Genomic DNA, 23,339 nt, shown 5'->3' with positions numbered 1-23,339 from the left:
TGCCACCGCTCTCAGGCAGCTGCGCCCGCTGCCCTCTTTGCGCCCTCACGCCTGAGGCCGAGATTGGTTAGCACGGCTGAAACCAGCGGCGAGCGGTTCATTGTATAGAGGTGAAACTCGTCCAGCCCGCGGCGGACAAGATCCTCGATCTGCTCGACGGCGACATCGACCGCAACCTTCGCCCGCTCCTCCACCTTGTCGTCGAGACCGGCAAAGCGCTCGTCGAGAAAGGCCGGGATCACCGTGCCGCATGCGCTGGCAAATCGCTTCAACTGCGTCAGGTTCTGGATCGGCATGATGCCCGGAACGATCGGGATTTTGATGCCTGCTGTCCGCACCTTTTCCAGGTAGCGCTCGAAATTGTCGTTGTCGAAGAAGAATTGCGTCAACGCGCGGTCCGCGCCGTTGTCGGCCTTGCGCTTCAACATGTCGATATCGGCCGCCACGTCCCGGCTCTCCGGATGCTTCTCCGGGTAGGCGGACACCGAAATCTCGAAATCGTCGATCTCGCGAAGGCCCGCCACGAGTTCGGCCGCATTGGCGTAGCCGCCCGGATGAGGCTGGTAAGGCACCCCTGCTCCGCCCGGTGCATCGCCGCGCAACGCCACGAAGTGCTTCACGCCCGCCTTGCGGAAATGATCGATCACCTGATGCGTTTCTTCCTTCGTGGCGCCCACGCAGGTGAGATGCGACGCAGTCGCAAGCGGCGTCTCGTTGAGGAACCGCGTCACGGCCGTCAGCGTCGGCGCCTTCGTAGTGCCGCCGGCGCCATAGGTCACCGAGACGAAATCCGGATCCCAATCCTGCAGTTCGGCCACGGTCTTCCAGAGCTGACCTTCCATCTCCTCCGACTTCGGCGGAAAAAATTCGAAGGAAATGCCGATATTGCGGCGGTCTCCGGTGTTCAAAGCCATATCATACCTCCCCGGCCAATACTGTTTCGGCGCCTTCGGATGCAATGAGGCGCCTCGGATCGCGCGCGAGCCAGATCGTGACCGTAAGCCCCTTCTCGCCCGGCTGACGCGGATGAAGATCGATGGTCTGCTCCATATCGAGCCCCGTCTTGCGCAGCCAGTCGGTCATCGACTGATGCGAGAAACCAAGGCGGACATGCGCGTGCTCGTCGCGAAGATATTCGAGCCCATGCGGCGCAAGGTCGATGACCATGAGACGCCCACCGGGTGCCAGCATACGCGCAGCCTCGGCGATCGCGATTTCCGGCTGATCGAAGAAGTGCAAAACCTGATGAATGGTGACGAGATCAAAACCGTGTCCCTCGAACGGCAGGTTCAGGATGTCGGCATGCCGCACCGAAGCCTTGGTGATGCCCGCCTTGTCTAGATTGGCGCGGGCGACGCTCAGCATGTCACGGCTGGCATCGACGCCGATCGCCCGTCGATAGAGCCCGGAAAGCAGCTCCAGCATGCGGCCGGTCCCCGTGCCGAGATCAAGCAGCGAATAGACCGGCTGGTTACCGAGCAGCTTGATGACCGCGGCATCCACCTCTTCGTCGGCGGCATGGAGACGCCGAAGCTCGTCCCATTCGGCGGCATTGCGGCTGAAATAGGCCTGCGCACGCTCTGCCCGCTGACGCTTCACGGCCAAAAGCCGCTCGCCATCGCGCAGGATCACCGGGTCGTTCTGGGACGCGTGCGTTAGCAGCACGCGCACCAGCGCCGCCGCCTTGCCATCCTGCCTCAGCCGGAAATAGGCCCAGGCACCCTCTTGATAGCGATCGATGAGGTCGGCTTCACCGAGCAGCTTCAGATGCCGCGAAATGCGCGGCTGCGACTGTCCGAGAATTTCCGTAAGATCGGTCACCGTCAGGTCGCCGGCGGCAAGAAGCGCTAGAAGCCGCAGGCGCGTCGGCTCACCGGCCGCCTTCAAGACGTCCACCAGCGCATCCAATCCAAGCCTCACAGCTTCAGCCATATCCCGACCCAATCAACATATAAAGATATCTTTATGTGATTTGAGAGTGCCTGGCAAGCAGGAATCCGCTCCGTTCACGAAATTCCCTGCTCTGAAAGCGACCACCAAAAATACAGAAACCCCGGCGCTTGCCGGGGTTTCTGATTTAAAAGGTGGCGTTGACGATCAGCGCGTCAGGCGCTTGTAGGTCACCCGCTTTGGGTTGACCGAATCCACGCCCAGACGGCGCATTTTGTCCTGCTCGTAATCTTCGAAGTTGCCTTCGAACCATTCGACATGGCTGTCGCCTTCAAAGGCGAGGATATGCGTTGCAAGCCGGTCGAGGAACATGCGGTCGTGGCTGATGATAACGGCACAGCCGGCGAAGTTTTCCAGCGCATCCTCGAGCGCAGCCAGCGTTTCCGTATCGAGATCGTTGGTCGGTTCGTCGAGCAGGATGACGTTGCCGCCGGCCTTCAGCATCTTGGCCAGATGGACGCGGTTGCGCTGGCCGCCGGAGAGCGTGCCAACCTTCTGCTGCTGGTCGCCCCCTTTGAAGTTGAAGGCGCCGCAATAGGCGCGCGAATTCACTTCGTGCTTGCCGAGCTTGATGATGTCGTTGCCGGCGGAGATCTCTTCCCAAACCGTCTTGTTGCCGTTGAGCGCATCACGGCTCTGGTCGACATAGCCGAGATCGACGGTATCGCCGATGCGGATTTCGCCACTGTCCGGCTTTTCCTGGCCGGTGATCATTCGAAAGAGCGTCGTCTTGCCGGCACCGTTCGGGCCGATGACGCCGACGATGCCGCCCGGCGGCAGCTTGAAGCTCAGGTTCTCGATCAGGACGGTATCACCATATCCCTTGGTGAGGTTCTCAGCCTCGATGACGACCTGGCCGAGACGCTCACCGACCGGAATGACAATCTGGGAGTCGCCGGGACGACGGTCGGCGGCTGCCGCCACCAGTTCGTCATAAGCGCGGATACGCGCCTTCGACTTTGCCTGACGCGCCTTCGGGCTGGAGGCGATCCATTCCTGCTCACGAGACAGAGCCTTCTGGCGGGAGGCTTCTTCGCGGCCCTCCTGCTGCATGCGCTTCGCTTTCGCTTGCAGATAAGCCGAATAATTACCCTCATAGGGAATGCCGCGGCCGCGGTCGAGCTCGAGGATCCAGCCGGTGACATTGTCAAGGAAGTAGCGGTCGTGGGTGATCATTAGCACCGAACCCGGATATTCGCGCAGGTGCTTTTCGAGCCAGGCGATCGTCTCGGCGTCGAGGTGGTTCGTCGGTTCATCGAGGAGCAGCAGGTCCGGCTGGGCAAGCAGGAGGCGGCAGAGCGCCACGCGGCGCTTTTCGCCGCCCGAAAGATTGTCGACCGAAGCATCGCCCGGCGGGCAGCGCAGCGCGTCCATCGCCATCTCGACCTGGTTTTCGAGGTCCCAGAGGTTCTGGCTGTCGATGATGTCCTGGAGCTTCGCGCCCTCTTCCGCCGTTTCGTCGGAATAGTTCATCATCAGCTCGTTGTAGCGGTCGAGAATCGCCTTCTTGGAGGCCACACCTTCCATGACGTTTTCGAGCACCGTCTTCGATGCATCGAGCTGCGGCTCCTGCGCCAGGTAGCCAAGGGTTGCGCCCTCGGCGAGCCAGGCTTCGCCGGTATATTCCTTGTCGAGGCCGGCCATGATGCGCAGGACGGTGGATTTACCGGCGCCGTTCGGGCCGAGGATACCGATCTTGGCATCGGGGTAGAAGGAAAGGTGGATGTTCTCCAGCACCTTCTTGTTGCCATAGGCCTTGTTGAGGCCGGCCATATGATAAATAAACTGACGTGCCATTATACGCTGCTCCGGGCGGAAACTTGAAAACCGTGGCCGCTATGTAGGCGAAAGCCGGCCTTCGGGCAACGCCGAAACCGGCTTTCTCCGCGGCAATCGATTTGGTTCGGTTCGAAAAGCAACGGAACGGAGGGATTTGCCTGATCTCGTCAGGCTTTCGGCCCAGTCGCATGAAAGAGCCGGGCAATCGCAGGGTATGGGTCACGCAGCGAAGCAGCGCGCTCAAGCGCGATAGTAGGCGTCCCCGACGCTTCCGAAGTCATCCAGCCGCATCGCTCCTCCCACCCTTACAAGCGGCGCTCCAGTCCCAACCCTTGCGATAAACTCTCAGAACCCCGCAGCATCGACAACGCCTTCGTCGCAGCCGAAGGAGGTGCGGCCGGCGTCTTGCATGAGCTTCGCGAGCCCCGCACCGGCGCCGGCGGCCGAGCCTGCGTCCTCCGACAGCCCGATCGTCAGCTCGCTGATCACACGGACGCCGCCCACGCGCCGGCAGCTTATCTTCACACGCTCGCCAGCGCCCGGCCCGAAGCTCTTGTCGAAAGCCGTTTTGATCTGATCGGCCTTGACCGTCTTGCCGACATTCGCGGCAAAGAGGTCGCGAACCGCCGAGCCGTTGAGGTCGTCCATCAGGCGGATCGCCACGCCGAAATAATCGTCGGCGCTCATCTTTGTGCAGGTGCCGTGCTTCGTCCATTCATGACGTTCGAGGCCCGATTGCGTTCCGGGCATGGCCTTTGCAAGGGCTGACGCATTCTCAGCCGTCAGCTTGACCTCTGGCAGCTTTTGCCAATCGCCGTCTTTGTCGACTGCCTGCAAGTCCTTCGATACACCGCAATAGTTCTGCCGCAGCGGCCAGAGGCCGTGCAGCGAGAAATTCGAAGCGTCGAAGCGCTCCTTCGTCTGGCTGCTGCATTCCGGCTTTCTTTGGTTTGTCTGGCAGAATGCCGGCTGCCAACTTGCGGCAAGGATGAAGCGCGTTCTCCCTTGCCCTTCCTGCGCAACCGCAAAGCCAGCCAAAACCGTTGACAGAACGAACGCCATCAAGCGCAGAAACACCCTGCTCATCGCCACTCCTCGCAGATAGAACAATTCAGGAACAAGTAAGCACGAACCCCAAAACCCTGCAACCCTCACTCGCAGGAAATTCCACTTAAACATGCGCCGGGATGTTGCATTTGGCCCGCGATCTGCTCTGTTGCGGCGGGAGGCTGGAAATGTTTTTGCAAACACAATGGCTTAAGACGCTCGAGGCAACGCTCGCCTTTCATTATGAGGCAGCCGGCGGCGGCCCGCGCGGTATCGTGCTGATTTCCCATGGACTTGCTGAACATTCGAAGCGCTACGCACGCTTCGCTAAGGCGATGGCCGCGCGCGGCTATCATGTCTATGCGCACGACCACAGGGGTCACGGCGAGACAGTGGCCGACGGCGCCCCGATCGGCCGGTTCGCCCGGCACAACGGGGTGGAGCAGGTTCTTGCCGACATGGTCGCCATGCGGGACTATGCGGCAGGGTACCATCCAAACCTTCCCATGATCCTCTTCGGCCACTCCATGGGAGGGCTGATCGCGCTCAACGCTGCAGTGACCTATCCGGAAAAATTTGATGCCGTCGCCGTGTGGAATTCGAATTTCGCTGTCGGTCTGACAGGCCGGGCCGCGCAAGCCATCCTGCTTGCCGAGAAAGCCCTGAAAGGTTCCGACGTTCCGAGCGGCCTGCTGCCGAAGCTCACCTTCGACGCCTGGGGCAAATCCATCCCCGGCCACCGGACCGAATTTGACTGGCTCTCGCGCGATCCGGCCGAAGTCGACAAATACATCGCCGATCCCCTCTGCGGCTTCGATGCTTCCGTTTCGCTCTGGCTCGATATATTCGAACTCACCTTTCGGGCGCCACAGAAGCAGCATCTGGACAGGTTGCGAAGGAACCTGCCAATCCACCTCGTCGGCGGCGGAAAGGATCCAGCGACCGATTTCGGAAAAGCGGTGGTGTGGCTGTCAAACCATTTGAAACGGCATGGTTTCTCCCGTATCACGGCCGAAATATATCAGGATAAGCGGCACGAGACGCTGAACGAGATCGGCGCCGAAGCGGCGATTTCGGCCTTTGCCGATTGGTGCGATGAAGCAACCGCAAGACCCTGAGCGGACCAGAAATGAACAGCGCAATAACGAAGAATAGCTCCTCCGAAGTCAGCATGGGCCTGATGCTCATGTTTTTTTCGGTGCTCGTATCGCCGCTGATCGATATTTTCTCCAAGCTTGCCATCACGACGGTTCCGTCCGCGGAGATCACCGCAGCACGTTTTGCCATACAGGCTCTCTGCATGCTTCCGATCGTTATCTGGCGCAAAAAACTGACGGATTCATCATGGAGGCAGAGCCTCTTCCACGCGATCCGCGGCGCCATCATCACCATTTCGATGATCTCGTTCGTCACCACACTGAAATACATGGCGGTCGCAGATGCGATCGCGATCTTCTTCGTCGAACCCATCATCCTCACCATCCTGAGCAGCCTTTTTCTGGGCGAGACGATCGGTTGGCGGCGCTACACAGCCTGCGGCGTCGGCTTTTTCGGCGCGATACTGGTCATTCAGCCAAGCTTCCAGGAGGTCGGCTACGTGGCGTTGTTGCCGGTCGTCAGCGCAGTCTGCATCGCCATCTCCGCGATGATGAACAGGGCCCTGGCGCAGCGCGAGGACCCATGGGTGATGCAGTTTCACATGGGCTTGTGGGGCCTGCTCTTTTGCGGCGTCCTGCTTTTCTTCGCACGTGGAACCGGCTCGGATGTGTTCGAACCGGTAATGCCATCCATGATAGGTCTCGTCTGGCTCCTCGGCGTCGGTGTAACGGCCGCGATCGCCAGCATTCTCGGCGTCTATGCCTATCGCTCCGCACCCGCCTCCACTTTGGCGCCGTTGCAATACTTCGAGATCGTCTCAGCTACGATCTTCGCATGGCTGGTTTTCGGCGATTTTCCCGATGCCATCAAATGGCTGGGCATCCTCATCATCATCGCATCCGGACTCTACATCATCTGGCGCGAGCGCCGCTTTGCATCCAAACCCGTATCCGATACATCTGAGGCAACGCGGGCACCATGATCCGTTCTCGGGAGGAACATGACGGACAGTAGTAAGAAACCGCCGCTTGCCGGCATCAGGGTGATCGAGCTCGCCCGCGTCCTTGCAGGCCCTTGGGCCGGGCAGATGTTGGCCGATCTCGGCGCGGACGTCATCAAGGTCGAAAATCCGGACGGCGGCGACGATACGCGGCAATGGGGGCCTCCCTTCGTCGAGGGCGGCGACGGCGAAAACCTTTCAGCTGCCTATTATCACTCCGCCAATCGCAACAAGCGCTCTGTCACGGCCGATTTGAAGACAGAGGAAGGCCAGTCGCTGGTGCGACGCCTCGCGGCAACGGCCGATGTCTTGATCGAGAATTTCAAGCTCGGCGGCCTCGTCAAGTACGGGCTCGACTACGAGAGCCTGCGCAAGATCAATCCGAAGCTCGTCTACTGCTCCATCACCGGCTTCGGCCAGTCTGGCCCCTATGCCAGCCTCGCGGGCTATGACTATATCGTCCAGGGCATGTCCGGCTTCATGTCGATCACCGGCGAGCCGGATCGCCAGCCGATGAAAGCAGGTGTCGCCATCGCCGATATATTCACCGGCATCTATGCCGTCGCAGCGATCGAGGCAGCCCTCATCCATGCGCTGAAAACCGGTAAAGGCCAGCTCGTCGATATGGCGCTGCTCGACGTGCAATCCGCCGTGCTCGCCAATCAAAACATGAACTACCTGATCTCCGGCCGCGCGCCGGCGCGGCTCGGAAACGCCCATCCGAATATCTCTCCTTACGAGGTCGTGCCAAGCGCGGACGGTTACCTGATCCTCGCCGTCGGCAATGACAACCAGTTCCGGCGTCTCTGCACGATCCTCGGCCTCGATGGCGTCGCCGGCGACGAGCGTTTTTCGACCAACAAGGCCCGCGTCGTCAACCGCGACGAGGTGCGCCGCCTGATCTCGACCGAAACGTTGAGATGGCAGAAAGCCGACCTGCTGAAAGTCTGCGAAGAGAATGCCGTGCCAGCCGGCGCGATCAACACGATCGAGGAGATGTTCGCAGATCCGCAGATCAAGGCGCGCGGACTGCGCATCGATTTGCCGGATGCGGCAGGAAACGTTATCCCCGGCGTGAGGACGCCGGTCGTGCTCTCCGAAACGCCCCTGCGTTACGAGAGGCCAGGCCCTCGGCTTGGCGAGCATCAGGAAGAGGTCGTGGCTGAGCTCGAGGCATTGGAGCGCGCTAAACGGGAGGGGAAATCTTCACCATGAAGAAGACCGGCGGCGAGCTGATTGTCGAAGCGCTGAAGGCAAACGGGGTCAAGCGACTTTCCTGCGTGCCCGGCGAAAGCTTCCTCGCCGTGCTGGACGCGCTTTATGACACCGATATCGAAGTGATCGTCTGCCGTCAGGAAGGCGGTGCCGCGATGATGGCCGATTGCTGGGGCCGTCTCACCGGCGAACCCGGCATCTGTATGGTCACCCGCGGGCCTGGAGCCACCAACGCCACGGCGGGCCTGCATATCGCCAGGCAGGATTCGATCCCGATGATCCTCTTCATCGGCCAGGTCCAGCGCGATGCCCGCGAGCGCGAAGCCTTCCAGGAGGTCGAGTTCCGCCGCGCGCTGACCGAATATGCCAAATGGGTCGGCGAAATCGACGATGCGGCGCGCATTCCCGAATTCGTGACCCGCGCCTTTGCCGTTGCCACTTCCGGCAGGCCCGGGCCTGTCGTGCTGTCACTGCCCGAGGACATGTTGCGCGACGAAGTCGAAGCGCCGCGTGCCAAGCCTTATGCCCGCGTTCCCGCTCATCCCGGGCGCCGACAGGTCGACGATTTCTACATGCGGCTCCTGAAGGCCGAACGGCCGATGGTCATTCTCGGCGGCACACGCTGGGATGCAGATGCGGTTGCCGATTTCCGCGTCTTTGCCGAACGGTTCAAGCTGCCGGTCGGCTGCTCCTTCCGCCGCCAGATGCTCTTCGATCACCTTAATCCGGGCTATGCCGGTGATGTCGGCATCGGCATCAATCCGGTGCTGGCAAAGGAGATCAAGGAGAGCGATTTGCTCATCCTGCTCGGCGCCCGGATGTCGGAAATGCCGTCGTCAGGTTATACACTCGTCGACGTCCCCTACCCGGCGCAATCGCTCGTCCACATCTATCCCGACCCGTCCGAACTTGGCCGCATCTACCGTCCGGAGCTTGCGATCTGCGCATCGCCGCAGGACTTCGTCGCCGCCCTTACCGATCTCGAAGCCCCGGCCGAACCGCGCTGGGCGAAACGGACGGAGCATATGCACCAAGCCTATCTTGCCTGGTCGAAGCCGCCGCAAACAGGCCCCGGCGCCGTTCACATGGGACCGATCATGGAATGGATCGAGGGCAACACGAAGGCCGACACGATCTTCACCAATGGTGCCGGCAACTATGCCACGTGGCTGCACCGCTTCCATCGCTTTCGGAAGTTCAATACGCAGGCGGCCCCCACTTCCGGCTCGATGGGTTACGGCCTGCCGGCTGCCGTGGCCGCCAAGCGGCTTTTTCCGGAGCGTGAAGTCATTTGCTTTGCCGGCGACGGCTGCTTCCTGATGCACGGGCAGGAATTCGCCACCGCCGTCCGCTACGACCTCCCAATCATCGCCCTCGTCATCAACAACGGCATCTACGGCACGATCCGCATGCATCAGGAACGCGACTATCCCGGCCGTGTCAGCGGTACGGATCTCACCAATCCGGATTTCGCCGCTCTTGCCCGTGCCTATGGCGGCCATGGTGAAACGGTGGAGAAAACCGAGGACTTCGCGTCTGCTTTTGAGCGAGCGCGCGCCAGCGGCAAGCCTTCGATCATCGAGGTGAAGCTCGATCCCGAGGCGATCACGCCGACGCGCACGCTTACCGAAATCGCGCAAACAAAAAGCCGGTGAGCGAACCCACCGGCTTTGAAACTGGCAAATGGCGCCGATTTCAGTCGATTGCGGCGATGACGATGAATTCGACCTTGTATTTCGGTGCGGCGAGCTTGGCCTCGCTGGTGGCGCGTGCTGGAGTGTTCTTGGGGTCGACCCAGGCTTCCCAGGCAGCATTCATTTCCGCAAAGTAGGAAATGTCGGAGAGATAGATCAGCGTCTGCAGAATCTTCGACTTGCTGGAACCTGCAGCGGCAAGCAGACGATCGACTTCGGCGAGCGCCGACTTGCACTGATCGGTCACGCTCTCGCCTTCGCCGACCTGGCCTGCGAGATAGACGGTGTTGCCGTGGATGACCGCGCCGCTCATGCGGGCGCCGACGTCGATACGCTTGATGCTCATGATGTTCTCCTGAGTTTTATGAAATAAAGGGCGCGGCCGAAAGCCGCGCCAAAAGATCAGCCGCGAATATGATGGGTCTTCTGATAGATCGCGGTAGAGCGTGCGCCGGAACGGCAATAGCCGAGCATCGGGCGCGGAAATTCGTCGAGTGCGTCGACCATGCCTTGCACGGCTTCCTCCGTCACGCCCATCGGGCCGACGGGGACATGCGCGATGTCGATGCCGAGTTCCTTGGCGCGAGCTTCGATCAGGGAAAACGGCGTCTGGTCCGGGCTTTCCTGGTCCGGGCGATGGCAGACGATCGACTTGAAGCCCATCGCCTTGATCTGATCGAGATCTTCCAGCGTGATCTGACCGGATACCGAATATTCGTCGTCGATCTGGCGGATGTCCATCGCGCGTTCCTCCTGAAAATCAATGGCAGAAGCTCTACGATGCGGGACCGGAAGCGTCAACAACAGTTCGCTCAGAGGAAGGCGAAGCGAAGCGCATAGCTGCGGCTCTCGCCCGGCTGCAGCATGTCGAACTCGTCGCCTGCATGAAGCTCGCTTCGCGAGACCCAGCGATGCGAAACCGGTTCGATGCCGAAAACGTCCGCCGGCCCCTTCTGGTTCCGCCAGACCTGCAGGTGCGGCAGCGTATCCGCGCGGAAACGCACGCACAGCGTCTTGCCGCCCGCGGCTTTCATCGGACCGAGACGGACTTCGGCAAAGCCATCCGTCATGGCCGGAGCTTCGACGCAAAAGAGGCCGCCAAGCTCTTCGCCGAAGGTCCACGGAAAACCGCCACCTTCGAGCATCGTCCCTTCCAGCCGCGTACCGGCATCGAGCCATTTGCCGCCGGTATTCATGTGGTACATGAGGAAGGTCGGCGCTGCCTGGTCGCTGGTGTTGACCACCCTGTCGTCCAGCGAGACCTCCCCCGTCGCGCCGTCGATGCGCCAAAGCCGTTCGATCCGCTGCGGCAATCCTTCGACGGTGACGATATCGATGTCGGCGCAGCACTCGGCATTGCCGTTTTCGAATTTGGTCCAGAGAACCTTCGCCGGATGACCGGAGGCCGAACCGTGCAGCGGGTAGACCTTGCCATCCGTCCGCCCCGGGATCGGCTCGCGATGGCGGATGTGATCCGGACCGCAGGTGAAGAGAAAGCCTTCGAGCGAGTGGTCGATACGCGGATCGCCATCGTCCGGGATGGCGCGCTTCGGCGCGATATCGACGCCGTCGACGATGCATCCGCCGATATCCATCACCGATGTTTCGTCCAGCATCAGGCGCGGCCCCTTGGCGGCGGCAAACTCGATCATTGCAATTCCTCCCGATCTTCAAGCTGCCGTAGGGTTAGGATCCGGCCGCACTTTCGTCAATCGCGGCAAACCGGTTGCGCACAACCGGCGATGCGCCATGGAACCCGCTTGCCAAACCAAACGTTTTGGCTAAGCAGAAAGCACGGCGATTTTCATCTTTTGTTTAGTACGAATTCATAAATTCCACACTAGCGTCAAAATTCGCAGGTGTGTGTCGGCCAAATCACTGTTCGAGGTGTAAAACGTGAATCGCTTTTTGAAATCGGGGGTCTCCCTCGCCGCAGTCGTGCTGGCCCTTGCCGCTGCCGCACCGGTTGCCGACGCGCAGCAGTACGGCCGCCGCCAGCGCGATGTCGTGATGGTGACTCCCGACGGTGCGATCATCGATTACATTCCACCGGGCGCCGACGTCTATTATTCGCGCGATCGCAACGGTAACCGCGTCCTGCTCGATGGTTACGGCAACGTCGTCGCGACGGAAATGCGCAGCAGCGGCTATTATCCGCGCCCGCCTGCCCGCGAAGCCCAGAACAATGACCCCTACTACCTGGACAACAGCTACGGAAGCACGCGTTATGTGGAGCGCGGCGCCGTGACCGGCTCGATCCCGCGCGATGCGGAAATCCAGCGCGATCCACTTTACGACCAGCCCTATCCGGATGCCAACGGAGAAAGCTACCCGCAAAACGAGAACTATGCGTCGATCGAGCCGGATCAGCCGTTCCCTGGCGACATGCAACCGTCGCCGCCCTCAGAACCGGTCATCACGCTCAAGGGAAAATCGAAGCCTGAGATCGTCGCTATCCAGGTCTTCCTCGACCGCGCGGGCGTTTCTCCGGGCGTCATCGATGGCCATATGGGGTCCAACGTCACCAAGGCGATCTATGCCTATGAGCAGATGACCGGCGAAAAGCTCGACCCCAACAATACAGAAGCGATCCTCGAGCAGCTTCGCCTGTCGGGCGGATTACCCATCACCAGCTATACGATCACGCCAGCAGATGCCGCCGGGCCCTATGTGGCCGCGATTCCGGAAGACTATTCGCAAAAGGCGCTTCTGCCTTCGATGGCCTATACCTCGACGACCGAAATGCTTGCCGAGCGCTTCCACATGGACGAAGCCTTCCTCAAGGAAATGAACCCGGGCGCAGACTTCACAGTGCCCGGCACGATCATCAAGGTCGTCAATGCCGGGCAAGCCAAGACCGGCACCGTCGCAAAGATTCTCGCGGACAAGGCCAAGAAGCAGGTCTTCGCCTATGACGCTGCGGGTAACCTCGTCGCCGCCTATCCCGCCTCAATCGGCTCCAGCGATACCCCTTCGCCCTCCGGCCTCGTCAACGTGGAGCGCGTCGCTCTGAACCCTGGCTATACCTACAACCCGAAGATCAACTTCCAGCAGGGCGCAAACGACCGCATCCTGAATATCCCGCCCGGCCCGAATGGTCCAGTCGGCACGGTCTGGATCGCCCTTTCGAGGCCGACCTACGGCATTCACGGCACGCCGGAACCATCGAAGATCGGCCGCACCCAGAGCCACGGCTGCATTCGTCTGACGAATTGGGATGCCACGGAACTTGCCAAGATGGTGAAGCCCGGCGTGACGGTCGAGTTCGTCGATTGAATTGGCGTCAGCGGCAGGGCAAGCCGCTGTCCTCATCCGCCTCCCGGCACCTTTTCTCTATCTGACGAGAGCTATGCCGCGCCTTCTCCGCTTCGCTTAGCCATTTCGTAATCAGTCCATCTCCCCGTTCACGGGGAGATTGTTAGGGTGAGCGTGTCCGCCACGACACAAGTTTGAGCCGAGCCCAAACAAGAAAACCGCCGGATCGCTCCGGCGGCTGGTTCAAATCATCCCAATATTCAAGCCGCAGAACGGATCAGCGGTCCGGTCGTCCGGGCGGAAGCGGGAAGCTTGACCGGCACCTTGCGGATGATTTCCTCGGCAAAACAGAGCGCATTCTCGCAAGCCTTCTCGAGATTAGAAACCCGCATTGGGTCCATATCGTGCAGCGTGCCGCCGCAATCGAAGATGTCGCGGAATGCTGCACGTTCGATGATCGCCGTATCGAGGACCGGAACGTTCCGCTCGTTGAGCAGCGCCTTGACGAGTTGCAGTGCACGGGTGGTCACCATTGAATTGACACGGGTAAGCACCACCGAATGGCCGATCTTGATGCCCGCCTTCTCATCTAGATACTGCAGGAGTTCCAGCACCTGCGCCCCGCCGCGCGCATCCATGGCACAGCCCTGGATTGGGATCAGCACATGGTCGGAGAGACCGATTGCGGTGGCCAGCAGCGGATTGCGTGCGCCCGGCAGATCGATGATAAAGTAGTCCGTGGAATGCTTGTTCTCGCTGATATGCTGCGGAAGCGAGGCGGACGTCACGAAGTCGATGACCTGTATATTCGCCACATGGCCGGAAATCTCGTGCCAGCGCGAAATCCAGTGCTGAGGATCGGCATCGAGAATGGTGATGCGGGAACCTTTGCGGGCGAGTTCCGTCGCGAGCAGAAGGACAGCCGTGGTCTTGCCTGCTCCGCCCTTGGTGTTTGCAAATGTGATGACTGGCATGTTCGATCCTCGAAGGGAAATATCGCGAGCCGGATATCGCTCTCTTGCGCACTTTCGGGTTCATCGTGCGGTTAACGTATCCTTTCCGATGATGGTTAACAAAATCCAAACAAACGCGCCGAAATTGCAACCCGCATTTTTCACATCCCTAAAAGTTGGGATGCCGGACAATGAAAAAAGCCCGGAAAGCTGGGCTTTCCGGGCAAGTTTTGACGGTCCGCCTTATGTGATCAGAAGCAGTCTTTAAAAAGCGTCTTGGTATTTTCGAGCGTCATCGGGACGGGATTGCCGCCCGCGCTTGGGTCTTCGATTGCCATCGCCGAGAGCGCATCGATCCGGTCCGGTGCGATTCCCATGGCCGAAAGGCTTTCCGGAATCCCGAGTTCAAAGCGAAGCTTCAGCACGTAATCGTAAAAACCGTCGAAGCCGCCGGAGATGCCGAGATAGGCCGCAGCGCGTGCGATCTTTTCTTCGATCGCTGCGCGGTTGAAGCGCAGCACCGCCGGCATCACGACGGCATTGGTCATGCCGTGATGCGTGTTGTAGACGGCGCCGATCGGATGCGACAGCGCATGGATGGCACCGAGGCCCTTCTGAAAGGCGACAGCGCCCATGGCGGCAGCTGCCATCATGTTGGCGCGGGCTTCGAGGTCCGTCCCCTCCTTATAGGCACGCGGCAGGAATTCCTTGACGAGGCGCATGCCTTCCAGCGCGATCCCGGCAGACATCGGATGATAGAAGGGCGAGGAGTAGGCTTCCAGGCAATGCGCAAAAGCATCCATGCCGGTCCCGGCGGTGATGATCTTCGGCATGCCGACCGTCAGCTCCGGATCGGCGATGACGACGCCCGGCAGGAACTTTGGATGGAAGATGATCTTCTTCACATGCGTTGTGGAATTGGTGATGACGCTGGCGCGGCCGACTTCCGAGCCAGTGCCGGCCGTCGTCGGCACCGCAACGATCGGCGCAATTTTCTCGACGCTCGCACGCGTCCACCAGTCCCCAATATCCTCGAAATCCCAGACCGGTCGCGTCTGGCCGGCCATGAAGGCGACGCACTTGCCGAGATCGAGGCCCGAACCACCGCCGAAGGCGACGACGCCGTCATGGCCGCCGTCCTTGAAAGCCTTCACGCCGGCCTCGAGGTTCTTCTCGTTCGGGTTCGGATCGACGTCTGCGAAGATCGCGCGGCCGAGGCCTGCATCTTCCAGGATGTCGAGCGCATTCTTGGTAATCGCCATGGAAGCCAGGCCGCGGTCGGTAATCAGCAGCGGCTTCTTCATGCCAAGGCTCTTGCAGGCGTCCGCCAGCTCCTTGATGCGGCCGCGGCCGAGCTTGACGGCTGTCGGATAGCTCCAGTTGGCTGTGATATTGCTGCTGCTCATGCTGTGACTTTCTTGAGGTGATAAGATTTCGGGCGCGTCAGATTGTGGAAGCCGATGATCGACAGCGAGCCGCCGCGGCCGGTTTCCTTGACGCCGGTCCAGCAAAGCGCCGGATCGAGGTAATCGGCACGGTTCATGAAGACGGTCCCGGTTTCGATTTCGCGGCCGAGCCGCCCTGCCCGCTCCGGGTCCTTCGTCCAGAGCGAAGCCGTCAGCCCGTACTGGCTGTCGTTCATCAGCGCGATCGCGTCGGCGTCGTTCTTGACCTTCATGATGCCGACGGCCGGGCCGAAGGTTTCTTCGCGCATGAAGGCCATCGAGTGATCGACATTGACCAGAATCTGCGGCGCGAGATAGGCACCGCCGTCATCCTGCGGGAAGAGCTTCGGATCGATGAGCGTCCTGGCACCCTTCGAAACGGCATCGGCGATCTGCTCGCGCACGACCTTGGCGAAACGCTTGTTCGCCATTGGACCGAGCGAGGTTTCCGGATCGAGCGGATTGCCGAGTTTGTAGTTGGAAACCCAGGCGACCGACTTCTCGACGAAACTGTCATAAAGCGACTCATGCACATAGATGCGCTCGATGCCGCAGCAGCATTGGCCGGAATTGTAGGTCGCGCCATCCATCAGCGTATCGACGGCCGCATCGAGATCGGCGTCTTCCATGACGTAGCCCGGATCCTTGCCGCCGAGTTCGAGGCCGAGGCCCGTAAAGGTGCCGGCTGCAGCCCGTTCCATGGAACGCCCACCTTCGACCGAACCCGTGAAGTTGATGAAATTGAAGCTTCCTGCCGCAATCAGCGCCGAGGTCGTTTCGTGATCGAGGAACACGTTCTGGAAGACATCCTCAGGAACTCCTGCCTCGACAAAAGCTTGAACCAGGCGCTCGCCCACCAGCAGCGTCTGCGACGCATGTTTCAGGATAACGGTATTGCCTGCCATCAGCGCCGGAGCGATGGTATTGATCGCCGTCATATAAGGGTAGTTCCACGGAGCGATCACGAACACGACGCCGTGTGCTTCACGCTCGATACGGCGCTCGAACGTGTCGCTCTCTTCGACAACAAGCGGCGCCATCGCGTCGGCAGCGATCGACGCGACATAGTTGGAACGCTCGTTGAAGCCCCGATATTCGCCGCCATACTTGACCGGCCGGCCCATCTGCCAGGCGAGCTCCGGCACGACGAGATCGGACATCTCGTTGAGCCGCGCGACGCCTTTGAGCACAAGCTGCACGCGCTCCTCCAGCGGCCGCTTCGCCCAGGTCCTCTGCGCCTTGCGGGCGCGGGCGACAGCTTCCTTGGCCGCCTCCAGCGAGAGCGCGGAGCGCTCTGCGTAAACCGATCCGTCGACCGGCGAAATGCATTGGATCATAGTCATGATCGAATCCTGCCTTTGTATTCTTCACATCTCTTCGGGCACCAGCCCCTCATCCGCCGGCCAGCACTTTTCCCGCGGGGCGAAGGAAGGAGCCGCACCTGGTCTCGTCACTCAAAACGCTCCCCTCGCCCCCGTCAAAGCGGGCTGTGAGGGCGAGCAACGACACGCCGCAAAATGCCTTACGCCCTTTCAAAGCCTCTCGCCACTTCCCAATCCGTCACGCGGCGGTCGTATTCCTCCTGCTCCCATTCGGCAGCGCGCGTGTAGTGGTCGATGACGTCGTTGCCGAAAGCCTTCCGCAGCATCTTCGATTCCGTCATGGCAACCGTCGCGGCACGCAACGTATGTGGAATCTCGCGGATATCTCGCGCGCCATAGGCGTCGCCGACGAACGGCGCTTCGAGTTCGAGCCTGTTCTCAATCCCCTCAATGCCAGCCGCCAGCAGTGCTGCAAAGGCGAGATATGGATTGAGGTCCGAACCGCCGACGCGGCATTCGATGCGGATCGCCTTTGTGTCGTCGCCGCAGAGGCGGTAGCCGGCGGTGCGGTTGTCCTTGCTCCAGATCGCCTTCGTCGGCGCGAAGGTGCCGGCCATGAAGCGCTTGTAGGAATTGATATAGGGCGCCAGGAAATAGGTGATCTCGCTCGCGTGGGCGAGAAGGCCGGCGACGTAGTTCCGCATCAGCGGCGACATGCCGTATGTACCCTTCTCATCGAAGAACAGCGGCGTCTTGCCGTCGGCGCTCCAGAGCGACTGATGGATATGAGAGGAGCTGCCGGCCGACGTATAGCTCCATTTGGCGAGGAAAGTGATCGCCTTGCCCTTCGACCAGGCGATTTCCTTGCAGCCGTTCTTGATGATGGCGTGGCGGTCAGCCATCGTCAGCGCGTCGGCGTAGCGCACATTGATTTCCTCCTGCCCCGCCGAAGCCTCACCCTTGGAATTCTCGACCGGAATGCCCGCACCCTGCAAACCGGTACGGATCGCCCGCATCACATCCTCTTCCTTGGTCGTCTGGAAGATGTGGTAGTCCTCGTTGTAGGCGCTGGCGAGCTTGAGATTTCGGTAGCCGACGGCATGCGCCGCCTCATAGGTCTGGTCGAAGAGGAAGAATTCAAGCTCGGATGCCATGAAGGCCTTCATGCCCATGTCTTCAAGCCGCTTGACCTGCTTCTTCAAGATGGCGCGCGGCGAATGCGGCACCTCTTCGTGCGTGTGATGGTCGAGCAGATCGCAAAGGACCAGGGCCGTTCCTTCGAGCCAGGGAATGCGGCGCAGCGTCGAAAGGTCCGGTTTCATCGTGTAGTCGCCGTAACCCTTCTCCCAGCTCGTCGCCTTATAACCGGAGACGGTTTCCATCTCCATGTCGGTCGCGACCAGATAGTTGCAGCTATGCGTTTCCTTCCAGGCGCTTTCGAGGAAATATTCCGCCTGGAAGCGCTTGCCCATCAAGCGGCCCTGCATGTCCACCTGGCATGCGAGAACCGTATCGATGCCCCCCTCGGCCACGTCCTTCTTGAGATCATCGAAAGTATAGCTGTTGCTCATCATTTATCCGCCTGAAATCTGGATTGGAAACTCGGGGCAACGAAATGGCATGCAGCGGCGGCCATGACCGACCATATGCCCTTTCGTTGAACCGGTGATGGGGCCGCGCGAACGGCGGCCCCGCCATTAGAGAGGGAAGCTCGATTTTCTTACGCTTCGCCAACCGCCTTTTCGGCAGCCGCGATTTCAGCCTGGCGCTTGGCGACTTCCTCGCCGATCGGCGGGCCCTTGAAGCGGCGCTTTTCAAAGCCGTACCAGACGATGCCAGTCACAACAAGGAAGCCCACGGTGATATAGAGCGCCCAGTCATTCGGCGGCTGGATGCCGAGAACGAAGATAAGCACCATTGCAATGATCGAGAGCACAGCAAAGAGCTTGAACGTCCCCTCGCCGAGGTTCCACGGCCCCATCTTGTCCCACTTCGACGTACCCCAGGCGAAGAGGCCGAGCGTGATCGGGATCGCGAAGGAGAAGAATAGGAAGATGACGGTGCACGAAACAACGATGGTATAGACCGGCGTTTCGCCGATCGAAACGAGCGACGACCCCCACACGAAGAGGACGGCGAGGATAGAACCCGTCCAGATCGCGGCTACCGGCGTGCGGTGTTTCGGGCTGACCTTCGACAGCGCCTTGGATGCCGGCAGACCGCCGTCACGCGAGAAGGCGAAGATCATGCGGGAAACCGAGGTGACGGTTGCGAGGCCGCACAGCCATTGGCTGACCAGAATGGCAAGATACAAGATGTCCTTGACGATCGGGTTCACCTGGCTGTCCATCGCCCAGAAGAACACGTTCCAGCCCTGCTTGGCAGCTTCGTCCATGCTGGGCAGCATCAGCACGAATGCGCAAAGCATGATGTAGCCGAAGAGTGCTGACCAGAGCACAGAGGAGATCATGCCGCGCGGCACGGAGCGAGCCGCGTTTACAGTCTCTTCCGACGTATGCGCCGACGCGTCATAGCCGGTGATCGTGTAGATCGGCAGCAGGAGGCCGAGCAGGAACACCCAGGTACCGGACGTGGCAGGCCAGACATTGCCTCCAGTTTCGCCCGAATAGTTGGCGAAGGTGAAGAGACGCCCGAACTCATAGGACGGAGCAGCGATCAGGCAAACTGCGGCAAGTACGATTGCCGTGGCGAAGATCAGGTAGCCAGAGAAGTCCGTGAGCTTGGCGGTCAGGCCGATGCCCATATGGTTCACGAGCGCTTGCGCACCGGTGATGATGATCAGGAAGACGATGCGAACGAATGTCGTGTCCGTCAGCCCGAGATAGCTCGTGCCGAAGGAACCCATGAAGAAGTAGTAGGTCCCGACGTTGATGGCACCGAGTACCGTCACGAGGCCAAGCAGGTTGAACCAGGCGGTCAGCCAGCCGGTGAAGCGGTTGCCGAGGATGGAACCCCAGTGGTAGAGGCCGCCCGCGGTCGGATAGGCGGAGCTGATCTGCGCCATCGCCACGGCGAAGACGAGCGATATGAAGCAACCGAGTGGCCAGCCGATGCCGATCGCAGCACCACCCGCGCCGGCAGTCGCCTGCGCCAGCGAATTGATGCCGCCGGAAAGGATGCAGATGATCGAGAAGGAGACGGCAAAGTTCGAGAACGAACTCATCCGCCGTTCCAGTTCCTGGGCATAGCCCATCGAATGCAGGATGCTCATATCCTGCTTCTTATCAAGTTCGGTATAGTCCGACATGACTTCCCCCTATTTGACGATCAGCAGCGGAATTGCCGCAGATCCAGTGCCAAAGTTGCCCGCGGCTTTCGCCATACGGACAGATCGCAGTTAGACTGCTCCCTGGGGTCTTTTCTTTTATGGTCAGGCTTCCAGGCTTTGCTGGAGAAGCCCCGTCAGATAGTCGGCCATGACCCCTTGGCCGGCATCGTCGCTGATGAGGTCGTTGCGGACCTCGATCATTACATTGCGGAGCCCGTTCGATAGGCCGTGCAGGATCAGCGTGTGCGTCACGCCGTCCTCAGGGCCATAGGGCTTGTTGCGTTCGGTCTTGTAGAGCGGCGCGTCAGCCGCCCCTGCCAACATGCTGTCTGCCAGGCGGCTGTCGGCATCGTGCAGGATGCCGAGCTCGACGGCACGCTCCTTGCCATTATAGACCGGCGTGAAACTGTGAACAGTGACGATGACCGTCTCCTGCCCCTGCGCCCGACGGTCCTTGATGAGACGGCTTACTGCATCGTGGAAAGGAAGATACAGCGCTTCGGTACGGGCGTGCCGCTCCTTTGCGCTCAGATTCTGATTGCCGGGGATGGCATAGATTTCGCTCTTCTCGGGCATTGCGCCCGGCGATTCGGGCGGGCGGTTGCAGTCGTAGACCAGACGAGAGAAGCGCTGAAAGACGAGTGTTGCATCAAGCGCCGTCGAGATGCCGCGTGCAACGGCCAAAGCGCCTGGGTCCCAGGCGATGTGGCTATTCAACGCTTCCTCGGAAAGGCCGAGATTGCCGAACTGCTCGGGTAGCGCTCGCGAGGCGTGTTCGCAGATGACCAGCAACGGGCCCTTGCCATGCGGCCGCTCGATGGCGACGCAGTCTCCATCCGCTTCGCTTAAAATCATGAGCTGAGTGAGCACTTGCCCGCGCCTGCCCTTCCCTTAATAAAATCTTTAAAGAAAAGAATTCTTCAGTCTTCCGGCGGTGTCAAGCGCGCTCTGAAAATTTCTTTTCATGACAGTGGTTGACATAGATTGTGACAGCGTTGTTAACTTTGAGTGGGAAAGTGGCACAAGACCAATCCCGGGGAGCAAGATCGCGTGAGCGCTGCGTCGAAGACGGTTTCGGACGTCATCCATTCGCATTTCGAAGCGCTGACGCGCGCCGAGAAGCAATTGGCCGAGAGTCTGCTGGATAACTATCCCGTTTCAGGGCTGGGCAGCATCACCACGATTGCCGAAAACGCCGGCGTCTCGACTCCCACCGTCGTCCGCATGGTCCAGAAGCTCGGCTTCAAGGGTTACCCCGATTTCCAGGCGCATCTGCATCAGGAGGTCGAAGCGACGATCTCCAATCCGATCGCCAAGCACGACCGGTGGGCTTCCAATGCGCCTGGCACCCATATCCTCAACCGTTTCGCCGATGCCATCATCGGCAATCTGCGCCAAACGCTGAGCGACCTCGACACCGCGACCTTCAACAGCGCCGCTACCCTGCTTTCGGATCGCAAGCGCGGCCTTTATTTCGTCGGCGGGCGCATCACGGGCGCGCTTGCGGAATACTTCTTCACACACATGCAGGTCATCCGGCCGAATACCGCCCTCTTGTCGTCCAACTCGTCGAGCTGGCCCCAGTATGTTCTCAACATGAATGCAGGAGATCTGCTGATCATCTTCGACATCCGCCGCTATGAGCAGGAGATGGTAAGCCTTGCCCAGGCGGCCCGCACGCGCGGCGCCGAAATTATCGTCTTCACGGACCAGTGGGGATCGCCAGCGGCAAAGCTCGCAAGACACGCCTTCCGCGTCCAGATCGAGGCACCGTCGGCCTGGGATTCCTCGGTCGTCACGCTCTTTATCGTCGAAGCGCTCATCGAAGCGGTCCAGAACACCACCTGGGACGAGACGAAGGAGCGCATGAAAACACTGGAGGGCCTGTTCGAACAGACCAAGCTCTTCCGAAAACCCGGCTAGGAGGAGAGGCAGGAACGAACAAAAACAATGAGGCTGCGTGAAGGAAATAGAACTGCGTGTCGCAGACGAAACAGAATTCGAAAAATACTGAAATCATAAGAAAAACGAACGTCACGTGACCGTCATACAAGCTTCATGCAACGCCAGTAACAGCATCGCCAGACCACTGAAAACCGAAGGAGAACAACAGTGATCTCTAACATTTCTCGACTGCTCTCGCTTTCTACTGCGATCGTCGTAGCTTCGACTGCGATTGCCGCAGCAGAACCGAGCGCCGAACTCATCGCTGCCGCCAAGAAGGAAGGCACGCTGACGACCATCGCTCTCCCGCACAATTGGTGCGGCTATGGCGACGTCATTGCCGGCTTCAAGGCCAAGTATGGCATCGAAGTCAACGAACTGAACCCGGACGCAGGTTCGGGCGATGAAATCGAAGCAATCAAGGCCAACAAGGGCAACACCGGGCCGCAGGCCCCGGACGTCATCGACGTCGGTCTCTCCTTCGGCCCGTCGGCCAAGGCTGAAGGCCTCATCCAGCCCTACAAGGTCTCCACGTGGGATTCCATTCCGGACTCCGCCAAGGACGCCGACGGCTTCTGGTACGGCGACTACTACGGCGTTCTTTCGTTCGTCGTGAACACCGACATCGTCAAGAACGTCCCGAAGGATTGGGCCGACCTGAAGAAGTCCGAATATGCCAACACCGTCTCGCTCGCTGGCGATCCGCGCGCTTCCAACCAGGCTGTTCAAGCCGTCTACGCCGCTGGTCTTGCCGCGGGCGAAAAGGATGCCACGAAGGCTGGCGAAGCAGGTCTTGCTTACTTCGCAGAGCTCAACAAGGCCGGCAATCTCGTTCCGGTCATCGGCAAGTCCGCGTCGCTCGCTCAGGGTTCCACCCCGATCATCGTCGCCTGGGACTATAACGGCCTCTCCTGGCGCGACAGCCTCAACGGCAACCCACCGGTTGAAGTCGTCGTTCCAGCATCGGGCGTCGTTGCAGGTGTCTACGTTCAGGCGATCTCCGCCTTTGCTCCGCACCCGAATGCAGCCAAACTGTGGATGGAATACCTCTATTCCGACGAAGGTCAGCTCGGCTGGCTGAAGGGCTATTGCCACCCGATCCGCTTCAACGATCTTGCCCAAAAGGGCCTGATTCCGAAGGAACTGCTCGACAAGCTGCCGCCGGCTGAAGGCTATGCCAAGGCTATCTTCCCGACGCTCGACGAGCAGGCCGCAGGCAAGACCGCCATCACCACCAAGTGGGATAGCGTCGTCGGCGCCAACGTTCAGTAAGGCATGACATCCGGCCTCCCCGCCCTTATAGCGGGGAGGCATTTTCTTTCACTCCGACGCCCCCGGATGAGCTTTG

20 protein-coding genes are annotated in these 23,339 nt (G+C 60.3%); 7 read left to right on the top strand and 13 right to left on the bottom strand.

Going from position 1 to position 23,339, the window contains the following annotated elements; translation table 11 throughout:
* Nucleotides 1-11 precede the first annotated feature (11 nt).
* From metF to BLP23_RS12710, 4 genes are all read right to left on the bottom strand, one after another.
* On the bottom strand, nucleotides 12-914 hold the full coding sequence (gene metF / locus BLP23_RS12725) for a methylenetetrahydrofolate reductase [NAD(P)H] (protein WP_092585209.1): 903 nt from the start codon (nucleotides 912-914) through the stop codon (nucleotides 12-14).
* Nucleotide 915: 1 nt separating this feature from the next.
* Entirely contained in the window at nucleotides 916-1,932 is a 1,017-nt protein-coding gene (locus tag BLP23_RS12720) for an ArsR/SmtB family transcription factor (RefSeq protein ID WP_092585208.1), read from the bottom strand.
* A 165-nt stretch (nucleotides 1,933-2,097) separates the two neighbouring features.
* Complete coding sequence (gene ettA / locus BLP23_RS12715; RefSeq protein ID WP_092585207.1) at nucleotides 2,098-3,747, bottom strand: energy-dependent translational throttle protein EttA; 1,650 nt, start codon at nucleotides 3,745-3,747, stop codon at nucleotides 2,098-2,100.
* A gap of 327 nt (nucleotides 3,748-4,074) precedes the next feature.
* A complete protein-coding gene (locus BLP23_RS12710) occupies nucleotides 4,075-4,815 on the bottom strand; it encodes a ribonuclease T2 family protein (protein ID WP_092585206.1) in 741 nt (246 codons plus the stop codon).
* 149 nt (nucleotides 4,816-4,964) lie between these two features.
* On the opposite strand from BLP23_RS12710, the gene BLP23_RS12705 reads away from it, so the two are divergent.
* Genes BLP23_RS12705 through BLP23_RS12690 form a run of 4 tightly spaced genes read left to right on the top strand, consistent with a single transcriptional unit; the run spans nucleotide 4,965 to nucleotide 9,744 of the window.
* Complete coding sequence (locus BLP23_RS12705; protein WP_092585205.1) at nucleotides 4,965-5,894, top strand: alpha/beta hydrolase; 930 nt, start codon at nucleotides 4,965-4,967, stop codon at nucleotides 5,892-5,894.
* A gap of 11 nt (nucleotides 5,895-5,905) precedes the next feature.
* Nucleotides 5,906-6,856 (top strand): DMT family transporter, encoded by a 951-nt coding sequence (locus BLP23_RS12700; protein ID WP_092585204.1) that lies wholly within the window; start codon nucleotides 5,906-5,908, stop codon nucleotides 6,854-6,856.
* Between the two features lie 18 nt (nucleotides 6,857-6,874).
* The gene (locus BLP23_RS12695; protein ID WP_092585203.1) at nucleotides 6,875-8,089 is read left to right on the top strand and encodes a succinate--glutarate CoA-transferase; all 1,215 of its coding nucleotides are present in this window, start codon (nucleotides 6,875-6,877) and stop codon (nucleotides 8,087-8,089) included.
* Nucleotides 8,086-9,744: a thiamine pyrophosphate-binding protein gene (locus BLP23_RS12690; RefSeq protein ID WP_092585202.1), complete on the top strand. Its 1,659-nt coding sequence runs from the start codon at nucleotides 8,086-8,088 to the stop codon at nucleotides 9,742-9,744. The genes BLP23_RS12695 and BLP23_RS12690 overlap by 4 nt, the downstream gene beginning before the upstream one ends.
* 40 nt (nucleotides 9,745-9,784) lie before the next feature.
* Here BLP23_RS12690 and BLP23_RS12685 read toward each other — a convergent pair whose 3' ends face one another.
* The 3 genes from BLP23_RS12685 to BLP23_RS12675 form a co-directional block, all read right to left on the bottom strand.
* On the bottom strand, nucleotides 9,785-10,129 hold the full coding sequence (locus BLP23_RS12685; protein WP_022714339.1) for a RidA family protein: 345 nt from the start codon (nucleotides 10,127-10,129) through the stop codon (nucleotides 9,785-9,787).
* Between the two features lie 56 nt (nucleotides 10,130-10,185).
* A complete protein-coding gene (locus BLP23_RS12680) occupies nucleotides 10,186-10,524 on the bottom strand; it encodes a protein tyrosine phosphatase family protein (RefSeq protein ID WP_092585201.1) in 339 nt (112 codons plus the stop codon).
* 71 nt (nucleotides 10,525-10,595) lie between these two features.
* On the bottom strand, nucleotides 10,596-11,435 hold the full coding sequence (locus tag BLP23_RS12675; protein ID WP_092585200.1) for a DUF4432 family protein: 840 nt from the start codon (nucleotides 11,433-11,435) through the stop codon (nucleotides 10,596-10,598).
* Nucleotides 11,436-11,679: 244 nt separating this feature from the next.
* Between BLP23_RS12675 and BLP23_RS12670 the strand changes: the two genes are divergently transcribed.
* Entirely contained in the window at nucleotides 11,680-13,059 is a 1,380-nt protein-coding gene (locus BLP23_RS12670) for a L,D-transpeptidase (protein ID WP_092585199.1), read from the top strand.
* A 239-nt stretch (nucleotides 13,060-13,298) separates the two neighbouring features.
* Here BLP23_RS12670 and BLP23_RS12665 read toward each other — a convergent pair whose 3' ends face one another.
* The 6 genes from BLP23_RS12665 to BLP23_RS12640 form a co-directional block, all read right to left on the bottom strand.
* Nucleotides 13,299-14,012: a ParA family protein gene (locus BLP23_RS12665; RefSeq protein WP_092585198.1), complete on the bottom strand. Its 714-nt coding sequence runs from the start codon at nucleotides 14,010-14,012 to the stop codon at nucleotides 13,299-13,301.
* A 230-nt stretch (nucleotides 14,013-14,242) separates the two neighbouring features.
* A complete protein-coding gene (locus tag BLP23_RS12660) occupies nucleotides 14,243-15,397 on the bottom strand; it encodes an iron-containing alcohol dehydrogenase (protein ID WP_092585197.1) in 1,155 nt (384 codons plus the stop codon).
* Entirely contained in the window at nucleotides 15,394-16,779 is a 1,386-nt protein-coding gene (locus BLP23_RS12655) for an aldehyde dehydrogenase family protein (protein ID WP_092585196.1), read from the bottom strand. Before BLP23_RS12655 ends, BLP23_RS12660 begins: the two co-directional genes overlap by 4 nt.
* 179 nt (nucleotides 16,780-16,958) lie before the next feature.
* Nucleotides 16,959-18,329 (bottom strand): glutamine synthetase family protein, encoded by a 1,371-nt coding sequence (locus BLP23_RS12650; RefSeq protein ID WP_092585569.1) that lies wholly within the window; start codon nucleotides 18,327-18,329, stop codon nucleotides 16,959-16,961.
* Between the two features lie 149 nt (nucleotides 18,330-18,478).
* Nucleotides 18,479-20,026 (bottom strand): amino acid permease, encoded by a 1,548-nt coding sequence (locus BLP23_RS12645; protein WP_092585195.1) that lies wholly within the window; start codon nucleotides 20,024-20,026, stop codon nucleotides 18,479-18,481.
* 123 nt (nucleotides 20,027-20,149) lie between these two features.
* Nucleotides 20,150-20,902: an N-formylglutamate amidohydrolase gene (locus BLP23_RS12640; protein WP_092585194.1), complete on the bottom strand. Its 753-nt coding sequence runs from the start codon at nucleotides 20,900-20,902 to the stop codon at nucleotides 20,150-20,152.
* A 195-nt stretch (nucleotides 20,903-21,097) separates the two neighbouring features.
* Between BLP23_RS12640 and BLP23_RS12635 the strand changes: the two genes are divergently transcribed.
* Nucleotides 21,098-21,970 carry a MurR/RpiR family transcriptional regulator gene (locus BLP23_RS12635; RefSeq protein ID WP_092585193.1) on the top strand — a complete coding sequence of 291 codons (873 nt, stop codon included), beginning with the start codon at nucleotides 21,098-21,100 and terminating at the stop codon, nucleotides 21,968-21,970.
* A gap of 189 nt (nucleotides 21,971-22,159) precedes the next feature.
* Nucleotides 22,160-23,263: an ABC transporter substrate-binding protein gene (locus BLP23_RS12630; protein ID WP_074068962.1), complete on the top strand. Its 1,104-nt coding sequence runs from the start codon at nucleotides 22,160-22,162 to the stop codon at nucleotides 23,261-23,263.
* The last annotated feature ends 76 nt before the right edge of the window (nucleotides 23,264-23,339 follow it).

The organism is Rhizobium mongolense subsp. loessense, from assembly GCF_900099775.1.
In the GTDB taxonomy this organism is placed as follows: domain Bacteria; phylum Pseudomonadota; class Alphaproteobacteria; order Rhizobiales; family Rhizobiaceae; genus Rhizobium; species Rhizobium loessense.
This window is presented reverse-complemented; position numbering and strand designations above follow the sequence as displayed.